Here is a 14,589-nt window from a genome sequence, read left to right as displayed (position 1 = left end):
CGCGGGAAACGCCTCGATGGTAGCCCCGCCCTCTCGCCAGTAGCAAGGGTGCATTCACACTTTTTCCGATGCTGCAACACAGCATGACCCCAACAGCACGAATGACGAATTCGGCACAAAACGACCCGACTTTGCTGAACACGCTGAATCCACCACCGCTAGGGGCTATCAGCATTCATGAAGGTGGCTGCGCGGGCCTTCCTGAAGTCGAAAAAATGATTAAAATCGCCAAGTTTTCCACTGGCCGGACCGGCATGAACGCACCTTCCTCTCCCATTGCCGCCAGCGACGCTCCGCGTCCCTCGGCGCTGCTGTCGCCGGAACTGCCGGCGTCCCCCAACCCGTTCCGCCAGGCCATCACCGATGGTTGGTTGAAGGACGAGGCCAGCCATGTGCGCGAACTGCTGGAGCAGGCGCGCCTGCCGGCAGACGAGCAGGCCAGGGTGCAGGCGCTGGCCGCCGACCTGGTCGCCCGCGTGCGTGTGCGCGCCAAGGACCAGGGCGCGATCGAAGCCTTCATGCGTCAGTACGACCTGGGCAGCGAGGAAGGCGTGCTGCTGATGTGCGTGGCCGAAGCGCTGCTGCGCATTCCGGACCAGGAGACCGCCGACAAGCTGATCCGCGACAAGCTGGCCGATGCCGACTGGGAAAAGCACCTGGGCGGCAGCGACTCGGTGCTGGTCAACGCCTCCACCTGGGGCCTGATGCTGACCGGCAAGCTGGTGCAGATGAACGACGCCACCCGCGCCGATGCGCCCAGCGCGTTCAAGCGCCTGGTCGGCCGCGTCGGTGAGCCGGTGGTCCGCCTGGCCGTGCGCCAGGCGATGAAGATCATGGGCCACCAGTTCGTCATGGGCCGCACCATCAGCGAAGCGCTGGCACGCTCGCACAAGGGCGACAGCGCCAGCTACCGCTACTCGTTCGACATGCTCGGCGAAGGCGCGCTGACCATGAAGGACGCCCTGCGCTACCTGGAAGACTACCGTCGTGCGATCCACGCCATCGGTGGTGACCACAAGGCGCGTGGTGGCCGTGCCGATGGCGACGTCAACAACGCGCCGGGCATCTCGATCAAGCTGTCGGCGCTGTACCCGCGCTACGAGCATGCCAAGCGCGCGCGCGTGCTGAAGGACCTGGTGCCCGGCGTACTGGAACTGGCGCAGCTGGCCAAGAGCTACGGCATCGGCTGCACCGTCGACGCCGAAGAATCCGATCGCCTGGAACTGTCGCTGGACATCATCGAGCAGGTGTTCGGCGATGCCTCGCTGGCCGGTTGGGATGGCTTCGGCGTGGTCGTGCAGGCCTACCAGAAGCGTACGCCGTACACGATCGACCACCTGGCCGACATGGCCCGCCGCGCCGGTCGTCGCCTGCAGGTGCGCCTGGTCAAGGGCGCCTACTGGGACGCCGAGATCAAGCGCGCACAGATCGAAGGCTATGCCGGCTACCCGGTGTTCACCCGCAAGCAGAACACCGACGTGTCCTACCTGGCGTGTGCCAAGCGCCTGTTCACCCATGCCGACGCGATCTACCCGATGTTCGCCACGCACAACGCGCACACCATCGCCGCAGTGCGCAGCATCGCCAATGGCGGGGTGTACGAGCACCAGAAGCTGCACGGCATGGGTGATGACCTGTACGCCGAAGTCGTGCCGGCCGATCGCCTTGCCCTGCCCTGCCGCGTCTACGCGCCGGTCGGCTCGCATGAAGACCTGCTGCCGTACCTGGTGCGCCGCCTGCTGGAAAACGGCGCCAACTCCAGCTTCGTCAACCGCATCACCGACGAGCGCGTGCCGATCGCCGATCTGGTCCGCGACCCGGTCGAGATGGTGTCCTCGTTCGAATCGATTCCGCATCCCAAGATCCCGCTGCCGGTTGACCTGCTGCGCAGCCAGAACCACGACAGGAAGAACTCCATGGGCGCCAACCTCGCCAACGACAACGAACTGCGCGCCCTGGCCGAGCAGCTCAACGCAGCAGTGAAGCCCTGGCAGGCCGCACCGCTGGTGCCGGGCGCGAACCCGACCGGCGCATCGCTGCCGGTGACCAACCCGGCCGACACCCGTGAATTGGTCGGCCAGTGGCAGGCCGCCGATGCCGCCACCGTGCAGAAGGCGCTGGCCAATGCCGTGGCTGCGCAGCCGGGCTGGAACCGCACCCCGGCCGCCAGCCGCGCCGCCATCCTCGAGCACGCCGCCGACCAGCTGGAAGCGCGCATGCCCGAGTTCATGGCGCTGTGCGTGAAGGAAGCCGGCAAGAGCCTGCCCGACGGCATCGCCGAAGTGCGCGAAGCCGTGGACTTCCTGCGCTACTACGCCAAGCAGGCGCGCGAGCAGTTCAGCCACGCCGAAAAGCTGCCGAGCCCGACCGGTGAATCCAACGAACTGCAGCTGCATGGCCGCGGCGTGTTCGTCTGCATCAGCCCGTGGAACTTCCCGCTGGCGATCTTCCTGGGCCAGGTGGCTGCGGCACTGGCCGCCGGCAACAGCGTCATCGCCAAGCCGGCCGAGCAGACCAACCTGATCGGCTATTCCGCGGTGAAGCTGCTGCACGATGCCGGCGTGCCGGCCGACGTGGTGCAGTACCTGCCGGGCGACGGCGCCACCGTCGGTGCTGCGCTGACTGCCGACCCGCGTGTGGCTGGCGTGGCCTTCACCGGCTCCACCGACACCGCCCGCGCGATCAACCGCGCGATGGCTGCACGTAACGCCGCCATCGGCGTGCTGATCGCCGAAACCGGCGGCCAGAACGCCTTCATCGCCGACTCCTCGGCGCTGCCGGAACAGCTGGTCAAGGACGCGATCGGTTCGGCCTTCACCTCCGCCGGCCAGCGCTGCTCGGCCGCGCGCGTGCTGTTCGTGCAGGACGACATCGCCGACAAGGTCATGACCATGCTGGCTGGCGCGATGAAGGAACTGAAGGTCGGCAACCCCGGCCTGCTGTCCACCGACGTCGGCCCGGTGATCGACGCTGATGCACTGCAGATCCTGCAGGACCACGCTGTGCGCATGGACCGCGAAGCGCGCCTGATCGCGGCTGCCGAACTGTCCGCCGAAGCCGCCAATGGCACCTTCTTCGCACCGCGTGCGTATGAGCTGAAGGACCTGGGCCAGCTGCAGAAGGAGATCTTCGGGCCGGTCCTGCACGTGATCCGCTGGAAGGGCGACCAGCTCGATGCGGTGATCGACCAGATCAACGCCACCGGCTACGGCCTCACCCTGGGCGTGCATTCGCGCATCGACGAGACCGTCGACCGCATCAGCAACGGCGTCCACGTCGGTAACGTCTACGTCAACCGCAACCAGATCGGTGCGGTGGTCGGCGTACAGCCGTTCGGCGGCCAGGGCCTGTCCGGCACCGGCCCGAAGGCCGGTGGCCCGCACTACCTGCTGCGCTTCGCCACCGAGAAGACGGTGACGGTGAACACCACCGCCGCCGGCGGCAACGCCTCGCTGCTGACCCTGGGCGACTGATTCCAGGCGTCATGCAATAAACGAAAAACCCCGCGAAAGCGGGGTTTTTTGTGCACTGCCGGTAGCGCCGGGCCATGCCCGGCGACGATCACGCCGTTACGCTGAACCGGTTGTCCGCACGCTTTGCCAGCTCCGCCTGCACGCGCGCGATACGCGTTTCCAGATCGCCTTCCAGCAACACGTAGTCGACCCCACGCGCCTGCAGTTGCTGCAGATACCACACGTGTTGCTGCATGCGGAATTCCTGCCCCACCCGCGTCCCATCCTGCTCGAACGGAATATCCGGGGCGCATAGGAACAGCAGGTCGTACGTACGCGCTGCGGCCCGCTGCAGCGGTTCGGGCGCTGTGCCGAACATCCAGCCGCTGTAGCCCAGCGTCACCAATGGCGTGGTATCGCAGAACAACCAACGATGCGCGTGCTGCGCGGCCTGGTCCTCGTGCTGCGGCTGGGTCACTGCGATGCGCAGCAGATCCTGCACCTGCAGCTCGCCGCCCTGCTGCTCCCACAACGTACGTCCGAACTCCGGCACCCATGCCGTGCCCAGGCGTTCGGCCAGCACCTGCGCGAGTGTGGTCTTTCCGCTGGACTCGCCACCAATGAAGGCCACGCGCTGCACGTAGGCCGCATACACCTCTGCTGACAGGCTGTGCCGGTGCACATGCGGATCGGCGCGCAACTGGGTCCCGCAGGCCTGCCCGATATCCAGGGTGCGCTCCAGGCGCTCATGGCGTACCGGTGCGCCGAAGTGCGCAGCCAGCGCCTGCGCGAAGCCGTCACCATAGTCTTCACCGGTAAACACTGCTTGCACCGGTCCGCCGAACAGCGTCATGCACAGCCATGCGGTAAATGCGCGCTGCACCTGCTCGTCGTCACTGTCCTGCGGCAGAGCACGAACCGGCGCACCCTGCTGCATGCACAATGCGGCCAGCCGCTCATCATCAAGTACCGCCACCGTGGCCTGTGGAAAGCGCGCGCGCAGCCAGCCTTCGCGGCGCTCTGCGCTGTAGCCGGCAAAGCCCGGCTGCGACCAGCCGATCACCAGCAGCTGCGCGCAGCGGGTAGAGGCGAATTCAATCAGGCGCTCGTGGCCGAGGTGCAGCGGGCAGAACTTGCCAACCACCAGGCCCCGCGCAGCGTGCTCAGGCAACAACATCGGCCGCCCTGGCCTCATCCCGCATCAGGTGCCGCCAGTGGCGCAATGCCACCAGTGCGTTGATCCAGAAGCCCACGTACAGGATCGACGTCAGATGCAGGCCACGGCTGTAGTACAGCGGCACCGCGATGGTGTTGACCAGCAGCCACACCCACCACGATTCCAGCTTGCGCCGCATCATCAGGATCTGCGCGATCACGCTAAGCACCAGCACCGCCGAGTCGATGTACGGCGCATAGGCATTGGTCAGGCTGGTCAGCATCCAGCCGTAACCAAAGGTTGCCAGTACCGCCAACGGCAGCAGCCAGCTCCACGCGCGTGCGTGCAAACGGGTAATCGGCAGCGGCGCACCATGGTCACCCCGCAGCCACTGCCACCAGCCGAACACGCTGATGACCACGAAGAAGAACTGCAGGACCATGTCCGCGTACAGGTGCGAGCGCTCGAACACGGCGGCGAACAGCGCACAGCCGACGATACCCAGCCACCACGTATGCACGTTGTTGCGGCCGGCCAGCAGGATCGAGCCGGCAACGGCGATGTTGGCGGCCAGCTCCAGCTGGAAGTTCGGGTCGGACAGGTTCATCGCGCTATTGTCGCGTAGATCCACGGCATGCGTGGATGGCCCCAGTAGATCCACGCCAAGCGTGGATGGAAATCATGGGCGCACGCGCACCAGCAACCGCTGGCTCTCTCCGCTTCCCCAGCGCCCTGCCTGCAGGCCGTCTGAAGAGAGCAACGGTTCAAGCCAGCCAGGCAGCTCGATATCCCAGGTCACACCATCGAACGGATGCGGCCAAGGCGTTCCCTGCGGATTCGGCGAATGCAGGTACAGCGCACTCTGGCCGGTATCCTGCGCCAGCATCACCCAACACTGCACATCTTCCCGCTCGCTCGATACAGCCCGCTTGAGCAGCCGCAGCAGCCCTGCAGCAACGGTGGTGCGATCGCTGACATGACGATTGCCGCGCCCCTTCCAGTCAAGATGCGTGTGCCAGTAGTCGAACCATTCCGACTCCCGCACGCGATCCAGCGTCGCGTTCGCCTTGGTCTCTTCCGCAGCCCAGTAGCGGGTCATCTTCTTCAGGTATCGGCGATCGGCCATGAAGCCATTGTCGCAGTAGATCCACGCCATGCGTGGATGCAGATCCCCGGAAAAAAGAAGCCCCGCTTGCGCGGGGCCTCCTTCGTACTGCTTCAGGCAATCGCCGGAATCAGAACTTGTACTGCATCGACGCAGCCAGCACGTCGCCGCTGACCTTGTACTTGCCGGTCACGGTGTTGGCGGTGGCCGAGGTCGAGTTGACGTTCGGATCCTTGGTGAACAGGTGGGTGTAGCCCACGCTGTATTCCATCTTGTCCGAAGCGGCGTAGGTCATACCCAGCGACAGCCACTTGCGGGTGGTGTCCGGCACGCGCACGTCGCGGTGGGCGTCGGTGGTCGGGGTCTGGTCGTACGCCAGGCCGCCACGCAGGGTCAGCTTGTCGTTGACGCGGAAATCGGTACCGATCGACGCGAAGGTGGTGTCGCGGTAGTGGAACGGCAGCACGCTGTCCGGCTGGTTGGAGTCGTAATCGACGACGACCTGGTCGAACTTGCTCCACGCAGTGCGCGTGACTTCGGCCATGATCTGCCACTGGTCGTTCACGCGATGGGTGAAGCCGACGGTGGCGCTGGCCGGCAGGGTGATGGTGGCACGGCCGTTGCTGTCGATGAAGGTGCCCGGGGCAGCGGTGGCCAGGAAGGCGGCAGCATTCTGCGGGATGGTGAAGTCGGCCTTGCCGTCGTTGATCTTGTGCTCGACTTCCGAGCGGTAGCTGAAGGCGATGTTGGTGCCTTCCACCGGGGTGACGGTCATGCCGAGGGTGTAGCCGATCGACACCTCATCGCCCTTGATGCGCAGGTAGCCATCGGCGGTACCCGGCGAGAAGCCGAGCTGTGCGGCCTGTCGGGCAGCGGCCTGCGAAGCGGCAGCGGCCTGGGCCGGGGTGCCACCGGCAGCCAGCACGCGCGCAGCAGCGGTGCGCTGGGCGGTTGCATTGATGGCGGTGCCGGTATCGACGGCGCTGGTCAGGTCGACATTCAGGCGCTCGGCAAACACCGACGCACCGAACGACAGGTACGGGTTGACGTCATAGGAGAACGCAGCGCCCAGGTCGACGGCCTGCAGCTCGGTCTTGACGCCGTTGTAGCGGCCGACCCAGTCACGGTCGTATTCGGTCTTGAAGCCGAACGGCACGGTCAGCGACACGCCGAAATGCATGTTGTTGTTTTCGCCGAACGGGACGTGGAAGTAGGCTGCCGGAACCGGGGCGATCATGCCGGCGTCGCCGCCGTTGCCGCCGGAAATCGGCGCGCCGTTACCGTAGCGGCCTTCGCCGCGGAACTTGGCGCCGAAGCTGATGGCGCTGACGTCGCCCTGCACCATGGTGCCGTCGAGCAGGCGCATGGAGGCCGGGTTGGTGGCGATGACCGAGGCGTCGCCTTCGGTCGAGGTGGAACCAGCGAAGGCGCGGCCCAGGCCCTTGGCGCTGTTTTCCTTCAGCTGGAAGGCGGCGGCGTTGGCATCGGCGGCGGCCAGCGCACCGGCAACGCCGACGGCCAGCAGGGTCAGGCGGGCAATGGTGGAAGCAGTTTGCATCGTAGTTCTCTCTCCGGTAAGCGGTGATGGTGCTCTGAGTGCGCCTGCGCCCGTCAGGCCGGATGGCCCTTCGAAGCGCGCCGGATTCCCCTCCCGACATACGACGCCGTATGCGAGTATTACCCAGAGCCGTTAATGAAACAATAACAGCGCCGGGGCTTTCTTCGTCGCAAAAGCTGAACAGGCTCCCTCCCCGCCAAAAGTGCCCGCACGCTAGGCTAGTGCCATGTTTGTCTCCCTCCCCTCGCGCAAGAAGGCGACCCTGCGTTGGGCTACACCCGTGCTGTTTGCGGCACTGTGGTTGGCATTCCTGTGGTCGATCTCGCGCCCGGACGATGCCCGCGGAAGCCTGTGGCTGGACTGGGGCGCCCTGTCCACCGGCCTGACCCACCCGCTGGACTGGTGGGCGACCCTGCAGGACGGCAGCGTGCTGCGCCTGTTCACCGCCCTGTTCCTGCACGCCGACTGGTCGCACCTGCTGGGCAACCTGGTGTTCCTGCTGATCTTCGGCCTGCCGGCCGAGCGGGTGCTGGGCCCGTGGCGGCTGCTGCTGCTGTTCCTGGTGGGCGGGGCGATCTCCAACCTGGTCGCCATCTACACCATGGGCAGCCCGGACCAGATCATCATCGGCGCCAGTGGTGCGGTGTCGGCGTTGATCGGCGCCTATCTGGCGCTGTTCCCCGGCGCGCGCCTGGGCGTGGTGATTCCGCTGGGGCTGTTCCTCGAATTCGTACGCGCCCCGGCCTATCTGCTGATCGGTGTATGGGCGGCGCTGCAGGTGGTGTTCGCCTACATCGGCCCGACCTTCGGCATGGTCGCCTGGTGGGCGCACATCGGCGGCTTCGTGTTCGGCGTGGTGTACGGCATGTACGTGCGCGCGGCGATCGCGCGGCGCCTGCGCAAGCGGCACGGATTCTGAGTCCCGGGTAGTGCCGGCCGCTGGCCGGCTTCACGCTCAGCCGCTCGTCCGTGGCGTCGAGCGCGCTCGACTGCTTCACTGATATGGATCTGCTCCGTCCGCGATGATGCCGGAAACGTCACTCGCGACTGACCACCAGGGTGTTGTGGTGGGTATCAAACAGCAGCGTAGCGCCGCCATCCAGCACCAGGAAGTACTCGAAGAACGGCAGCTCGCCAAGCAAAGGAATCACCTCGCCAGGCCGCAGTGCCCACACCGGCCAAGGCGATGCGCGTTCGTCTGACGCCACCAGACAGATTTCCCCGCGCACGTCCGCCAACAGCACGCTCAGGCGGGAAAGGCCTTCTTCACTGCCCTCATATTGAATCTCACGATCCATCAAGGGCGCACCCGCCCACCAGAAGATGCGGCGGGAATCGATCCCATGGCGTACGGCCAGAGAGTCCAGCAGGAGGGCAGCCCGATCCGTCGGAAATGGTCCGCGTTCAAGCAGATCGCTGATCGCGGTGGCGAGGGTCGAATCGTCCATCGATCGATTCTATCGGGCGACACATGTGGCCGTGCCGCCTCACTTATGTACGTAGCTTCGCCGGGCATGGCCCGGCGCTACCGTCAGGGCTTGGCTGGGGCTGGGACGGGCTTCGCTTCCGGCTTCGCTTCGGGCTTTGATTCCGGATTCGCTTCCGGCTTCGCTTCAGCCTTTGGCTCCGCCTTCGGCGCCGGCTTGGCGGCGGCCTTCGCTGCCTTGTCCGCTTCGGCCTTCGCGGCTTCTGCCTTCAAGCGCGCCGCCACCGAACCCGGGTTCTTCAGCTCGGCCAGCGCATCGTTGATCGGGCCATCGCCCGGCAGCACGGCGCCTGCGTGGTAGCCCTCGGTGCCTTCCTCGTCACCACGCAGGTGGCCCGGCAGGGTCGCTTCGCTGTAATCACTCAGGCTGGCCGGCAATGCCTCGTCTTCCGGACGCGGTGCGGCCTTCAGTTCCACTTCCGGCACGATGCCGGTGGCCTGGATCGATTTGCCGCTGGGCGTGTAATAGCGAGCCGTGGTCAGCTTCACCGAATCGCCGTTGTCCAGCGGCAGTACGGTCTGCACCGAGCCCTTGCCGAAGGTGCGGCTGCCGATCACGCGCGCGCGCTTGTTGTCGCGCAACGCACCGGCCAGCACTTCCGATGCACTGGCCGAACCGGCATCCACCAGTACCACCACCGGCGCCCCCTTCAGCAGGTCGCCCGGAGTGGCGTCGAAGCGTGCATCGCTGATGCTGATGCGGCCACGGGTGCTGACGATGTTGCCCTTGTCGAGCAGGTCATCGGCCACCTGCACGGCAGCGGTCAGCAGACCACCCGGATTGCTGCGCAGATCCAGCACCAGCCCCTTGAGGTTGCCGCCGGACTGCTTCTGCAGCTGCTGCAGGTGCTTCTGGAAATCAGAGCCGGTGTCGGCCTGGAAGGTGCTCAGGCGGATGTAGCCATAGCCCGGCTCCAGCAGGCGGCTGCGCACGCTGGTCACGCGGATCGTCTGCCGGGTCAGGCTGACGTCGAACGGCTTGGGCTTGCCGTCGCGGACGATGGTCAGCACCACCTTGCTGCCGGCCGGACCACGCAGCGGTTCGCTGGCATCGATCGCGCTGATCGGCTTGCCATCGATGGCGATGATCAGGTCACCGGCGAGGATGCCGGCCTTGGCCGCCGGGGTGTCGTCGATCGGCGAGATCACCTTCATGCTGGCGTTGTCCGGCTGCTGCTGCAGCTCCACGCCGATGCCTTCGTAGGCGCCGTTGGCCTGCTCGTCGAACGCCTCCGCGTCTTCCTTGTTGAAGTAGGTGCTGTGCGGATCGAGGTCGAGCAGCAGGCCGCGCACGGCCGACTGCATCAGCTTGTTGTCATCGACCGGATCGACATAGGCGGCGCGCACCGCGTTGTAGACGGCGACGAAGCGCCGGATATCGTCCAGCGGCACCTTCGAGGTCACCGCCTCCTCGCTGCTCGCCGCCTTCCCGGGAGTTTCCTTCAACGGGATGGGTGCGGTCTGCTGAGCCCAGGACAGGGCCGGCAACAGAGCCAGCAAAAGGGTGGCGGTACGGGCTGCGCGCATGGATCACTCCTGTCGACGATGGCATCGTGCCCAAGGCACATGCACCGATTATGCGCGAAGCGTGGCTAAATTCCCGTTGAATCCGGCCTCGTGCGGCCAGCCGGAATTCAGCGCCGCTGCAGCCAGCTGTCCGGATTGACCGGTTGCCCACCACGGCGCAGCTCGAAGTACAACGCCGTCACGCCCTGTCCACCGGAATTGCCGACCTTGGCCACCGCATCGCCGCGGCTGACCCGCGCGCCGGCATCCTTCAGCAGGGTGTCGTTGTGGGCGTACAGGCTCATGTAGCCATTGCCATGGTCGACGATCAGGATCATGCCGTAACCGGTCATCCAATCGGAGAACACCACGGTACCGTCGGCCACGGCAGTGACGGTGCTTCCGGCAGGTGCGCCGATCAATACACCACTGCTGGTGCGGCCGTCCGGCAGCTTGCCGCCATAGCGGGCCAGCAGATTGCCCGACAGGGGCCAGCCCAGGCCTCCGACCTTCGGCGCTGGCGCCGAGGCAACAGCGGGGGGAACCTTGGTCGGCGGCGGCGGTGGCCGGCCGGCGGCAGCGGCCTGGCGGGCCGCGCGCTCGGCGGCGGCTTTTTCGGCGGCAGCCTTGCGGGCGGCGGCGCGGCGCTCGGCTTCGGCACGGGCCGCGGCAGCGCGCAGGTTGGCCAGCAGGTTTTCCAGCGCCTTGGCGTCCTGGCCCAGTGCCTGTTCCTTCTCGCGCTTGTCCTTGAAACGTTCTTCCAGCGAAGCCACGGTCTGCGCGCGTTCGCGCCGGTCCGACGCGAGCGTGGCGACCTGCTGCTTCTGGTCGCGATGAACGCCCTGCAGCTGCTGTTGACGCTGGGCGATCTGCGTCTGCAGTGTCTCCAGCTCCTTCAGGTCGGCCGTCAGCGTGGTGATGCGCTGCGCACGCTCGCGCTGCAGGTAGCGGTGATACGCCAGCGCACGGTTGGCGTCGGCCACCGTGTCCTGCGAAAGCAGCAGCTTCAACGGCGCGTGGTTGCCCAACTGGTAGGCGGCGCGCAACAGGCCCGACAGTTCGCGATTCTGCTTGGCCAGGTTGGACTGCAATGCATTGCGCCGCTGTTCGGCCTGGGCCAGCGCCTGGGTCTGCTCACGCAGCGCCGCCTCGGTCTGGGCCAAGGTGCGACCACTGCGCGCGACTTTTTCATCGGCCTCGCGCAGCTGCTGCGACGCCTGTCCGCGCTGGCCCTCGATCTGCCGGCGCTCCTGCGCCACGCCCTTCAGCTCGCTGCGCAGCTTCTGCAGCTTGCGCTCGGCCTCGCGGGTCGAAGCGGTCTGCGCCGCACCCGGCAATGGCAGCGCCAGGGCAAGCGCCATTCCCAGCAACAGGCAACGTCCACCGCGCAGGGTGGCGATGTGATGCCGGCGTGAGGGGAAGACGTTGTTGCGCAAGGGCTTTCCAGTGACTTCAGGCAGATGCGGAGACGTGCGGGGAATGGTGACATCTCCGCACGCGGCCTGCCAGCCGCACAACAACGAGGTTCCCATGAAAGCTCTCTCCATTCCGCTGCTGTTGGGCATTGCGCTGGCCAGTGGTCCGGCCTGGGCCCAGGCGGACGTCAGCAAGGTCAACGGCAGCATCAGCGCCGATCCGGGCCAGCGCTACGGCAAGCTGGATACCGTCAATGGCGGCATCCATGTCGGCGAAGGCGTGGAAACCGGCAGCATCGACACCGTCAACGGCGGCGTCAAGGTCGCCGATCGGGCCCGCACCGGCAGCATCGAGACGGTCAACGGCGGTATCCGCATGGGCCGCGAAGTGACGGCCCACGGCGATGTCAGCACGGTCAACGGCAGCATCTTCAGCGACCAGGGCAGCCAGATCGAAGGCGGCGTGGAAACCGTCAACGGCGGCATCGGCCTGGTCGGCAGCCGCGTGCGCAAGGACGTGGAGACCGTCAACGGCGACATCACCGTCGGCATCGGCTCGCAGGTCGGCGGCGGCGTGCATGTGCGCAAGCCGAACTTCAGCGTCTCGCTGACGGCCAGCCGCAAGCCGCGGGTCATCATCGGCCCGAATGCCGTGGTCAACGGCAGCCTGCTGTTCGAGCGCGAAGTGGTGCTGTACGTCCACCGCAGTGCACGCATCGGCCCGGTCACCGGCGCCGATCCGATCCCCTTCGATACCGATACCGCCCCGGCCGACTGAGCCTGCGGCTTGGGCGATACTCCAGATACCGGTCGCGCCTGCTGCGCGGCCGTCCCTTGTGTTTCCAGGAACCGATGATGCCCCGCAAACTCCTCCTGTGCCTGGCCGCTGCGGCCGCGCTCAGCGCCTGCAAAGGCGAAGATACCCCGGCGTCGGCGCCCAGCGCCGACAGCACCGCCAAGCCGGCCCCGCACACGTTCTCAGCCGCGATCAACGCCGCCGACTTTGCCGAGATGGTGAAGACTCTGGCTTCTGACGAGTTCGAAGGTCGCTCACCCGGCAGCAAGGGTGAAGAACTGACGGTCAACTACATCCGCGATCAGATGCAGCGCATCGGCCTGCAGCCCGGCAACGGCGACAGCTGGTTCCAGGACGTGCCGATGACCGAGACCACGGCCGATGAATCGACCGTGCTCACCCTCACCCAGGGCGGCAAGACACGCGAACTGAAGTTCGGCACCGACATGGTGGTGGGCACCCGTAGCGGCCAGACAGAAGTGAAGGTCGATGCCAGTGACCTCGTCTTCGTCGGCTACGGCGTGGATGCACCCGAGCAGAAGTGGAACGATTACGCCGACCAGGACTGGAAGGGCAAGACGGTGGTGATGTTCGTCAACGACCCGGGCTTCCATGTCGGTGATGAAAAGCTGTTCGACGGCAAGCGCATGACCTACTACGGCCGCTGGACCTACAAGTTCGAGGAAGCCGCACGCAAGGGCGCCGCCGCCGCACTGATCGTGCATGACACCGCAGGCGCTTCCTACGGCTGGGACGTGGTGAAGAACTCCTGGGCGGGCCCGCAGTACGACCTGCCGGCCAAGGACGACGCCGAACCGCGCCTGCCGGTACAGGGCTGGTTGAGCGCCGACGCGGCCAAGGCACTGTTCGCCGGCGCCGGGCTGGATCTGGACCAGGCCTACAAGGACGCCAGCAAGCCCGGCTTCAAACCGGTGCCGCTGAAGGCAACCGCGTCGGTGGACCTGAAGAGCAAGGTCGCGCAGAAGCAGTCGCGCAACGTGGTGGGCGTACTGCCTGGCAGCAAGCGCGCCGATGAGGCCGTGCTGTACATGGCGCACTGGGACCACCTCGGCAAGCACGAGAGCGAACAGGGCGACAACATCTACAACGGTGCCGTCGACAACGCGACCGGCGTGGCTGGCATCCTTGAGGTGGCGGAGGCCATGACCCACCAGGAACCGAAGCCGGAGCGTTCGGTGGTGTTCCTGGCGGTGACCCTGGAAGAATCCGGCCTGCTGGGTTCGAAGTACTACGTCGCCCACCCGACCTTCCCGCTGGACAAGATCGCCGGTGTCATCAACATCGATGCGATGTCAGTGGCCGGTCGCGCCAAGGACGTGACGGTGACCGGCTTCGGCAGTTCGGAGCTGGAAGACATCCTCAAGCCGCTGGCTGCAGCGCAGGATCGCACGCTGCACGGCGAGACCTCGGTACAGAGCGGCTTCTACTTCCGTTCGGACCACTTCAACTTCGCCAAGGCGGGTGTGCCGGCGCTGTATGCCGACGGCGGTGAGGACCTGCGCGACGGTGGCGTCGAGGCGGGCCGCAAGGCGGCCGCCGACTACGGTTCCAACCGCTACCACGGCCCGAAGGACGAGTATGACGCGGCGACCTGGAAGCTGGATGGCACGGTCGAGGACCTGCAGCTGATGTATGGCGTCGGCAAGGAACTGGCCGGCGGCGATCGTTGGCCGAACTGGTACGAAGGCAATCCGTTCAAGGCGGCCCGCGACACGATGATGAAGGCCAAGGCACCGGCCGCTGCGGCGAAGTAAGTCCCCCCGCCGCCGAGCTGTACACAAAGCGGTGCCCTCTGGGCGCCGCTTTTTTGTGCGTGTGTGGAGGGCGCATCCGGCCCCGCCGTTGGTAGTTGCCAACCGTGGTTGACAGCACCGTACGCGGCGGCGGCATCCACGCATCTGCCGGCCCGCGGCCGGCACTAGCGGGTATTTCCTGCGCACAAAGAAAAACCCCGCTGCGTGAGCAGCGGGGTTTTGGATGTAAACCCTGGCGATGACCTACTCTCGCATGGCTTAGGCCACACTACCATCGGCGCAGCTACGTTTCACTTCCGAGTTCGGGATGGGATCGGGTGGTTCCATAGCGCTAATTTCA

Annotated in this window: 11 protein-coding genes and 1 rRNA gene; 4 read left to right on the top strand and 8 right to left on the bottom strand. The window is 66.2% G+C overall.

Translation table 11 applies throughout. The features are described from left to right. Positions 1-254: 254 nt before the first annotated feature. Positions 255-3,473, top strand: a complete 3,219-nt coding sequence (gene putA / locus ACFX4F_RS16235; protein WP_380657103.1) for a bifunctional proline dehydrogenase/L-glutamate gamma-semialdehyde dehydrogenase PutA — start codon at positions 255-257, stop codon at positions 3,471-3,473. Between the two features lie 88 nt (positions 3,474-3,561). On the opposite strand, the gene ACFX4F_RS16230 is transcribed toward putA, so the two are convergent. From ACFX4F_RS16230 to ACFX4F_RS16215, 4 genes are all read right to left on the bottom strand, one after another. After that, on the bottom strand, positions 3,562-4,629 hold the full coding sequence (locus ACFX4F_RS16230; protein ID WP_380657100.1) for an AAA family ATPase: 1,068 nt from the start codon (positions 4,627-4,629) through the stop codon (positions 3,562-3,564). Further along, complete coding sequence (gene pnuC, locus ACFX4F_RS16225) at positions 4,616-5,215, bottom strand: nicotinamide riboside transporter PnuC (protein WP_380657097.1); 600 nt, start codon at positions 5,213-5,215, stop codon at positions 4,616-4,618. The genes ACFX4F_RS16230 and pnuC overlap by 14 nt, the downstream gene beginning before the upstream one ends. Before the next feature lie 72 nt (positions 5,216-5,287). Continuing rightward, entirely contained in the window at positions 5,288-5,764 is a 477-nt protein-coding gene (locus ACFX4F_RS16220; RefSeq protein WP_380657094.1) for a hypothetical protein, read from the bottom strand. Positions 5,765-5,843: 79 nt separating this feature from the next. Continuing rightward, positions 5,844-7,271, bottom strand: a complete 1,428-nt coding sequence (locus ACFX4F_RS16215) for an outer membrane protein transport protein (protein ID WP_099821330.1) — start codon at positions 7,269-7,271, stop codon at positions 5,844-5,846. A 226-nt stretch (positions 7,272-7,497) separates the two neighbouring features. Here ACFX4F_RS16215 and ACFX4F_RS16210 point away from each other — a divergent pair, with 226 nt between their 5' ends. After that, positions 7,498-8,190 (top strand): rhomboid family intramembrane serine protease, encoded by a 693-nt coding sequence (locus tag ACFX4F_RS16210; protein WP_025878304.1) that lies wholly within the window; start codon positions 7,498-7,500, stop codon positions 8,188-8,190. A 118-nt stretch (positions 8,191-8,308) separates the two neighbouring features. Here ACFX4F_RS16210 and ACFX4F_RS16205 read toward each other — a convergent pair whose 3' ends face one another. The 3 genes from ACFX4F_RS16205 to ACFX4F_RS16195 all read right to left on the bottom strand — a co-directional run bounded on the left by ACFX4F_RS16205 (position 8,309) and on the right by ACFX4F_RS16195 (position 11,624). Next, positions 8,309-8,719 carry a hypothetical protein gene (locus tag ACFX4F_RS16205; protein WP_099821329.1) on the bottom strand — a complete coding sequence of 137 codons (411 nt, stop codon included), beginning with the start codon at positions 8,717-8,719 and terminating at the stop codon, positions 8,309-8,311. A gap of 83 nt (positions 8,720-8,802) precedes the next feature. After that, a complete protein-coding gene (locus ACFX4F_RS16200; RefSeq protein WP_099821328.1) occupies positions 8,803-10,284 on the bottom strand; it encodes a S41 family peptidase in 1,482 nt (493 codons plus the stop codon). A 107-nt stretch (positions 10,285-10,391) separates the two neighbouring features. Further along, on the bottom strand, positions 10,392-11,624 hold the full coding sequence (locus ACFX4F_RS16195; RefSeq protein WP_380657164.1) for a murein hydrolase activator EnvC family protein: 1,233 nt from the start codon (positions 11,622-11,624) through the stop codon (positions 10,392-10,394). 169 nt (positions 11,625-11,793) lie between these two features. On the opposite strand from ACFX4F_RS16195, the gene ACFX4F_RS16190 reads away from it, so the two are divergent. Together ACFX4F_RS16190 and ACFX4F_RS16185 are read left to right on the top strand one after the other, a co-directional pair. Next, positions 11,794-12,456, top strand: a complete 663-nt coding sequence (locus tag ACFX4F_RS16190) for a hypothetical protein (protein WP_380657088.1) — start codon at positions 11,794-11,796, stop codon at positions 12,454-12,456. A gap of 77 nt (positions 12,457-12,533) precedes the next feature. Next, positions 12,534-14,249, top strand: a complete 1,716-nt coding sequence (locus tag ACFX4F_RS16185; protein WP_380657085.1) for a M28 family metallopeptidase — start codon at positions 12,534-12,536, stop codon at positions 14,247-14,249. Positions 14,250-14,479: 230 nt separating this feature from the next. Here ACFX4F_RS16185 and rrf read toward each other — a convergent pair. Next, positions 14,480-14,589 (bottom strand): 5S ribosomal RNA (gene rrf / locus ACFX4F_RS16180); the annotation flags it as partial.

Origin of the sequence: Stenotrophomonas sp. YIM B13575 (assembly GCF_042787595.1) — a bacterium.
Lineage (GTDB): Bacteria > Pseudomonadota > Gammaproteobacteria > Xanthomonadales > Xanthomonadaceae > Stenotrophomonas > Stenotrophomonas lactitubi_B.
The sequence above is the reverse complement of the archived record's forward strand: the minus strand, read 5'-3'. Positions and strand labels throughout refer to the sequence as shown.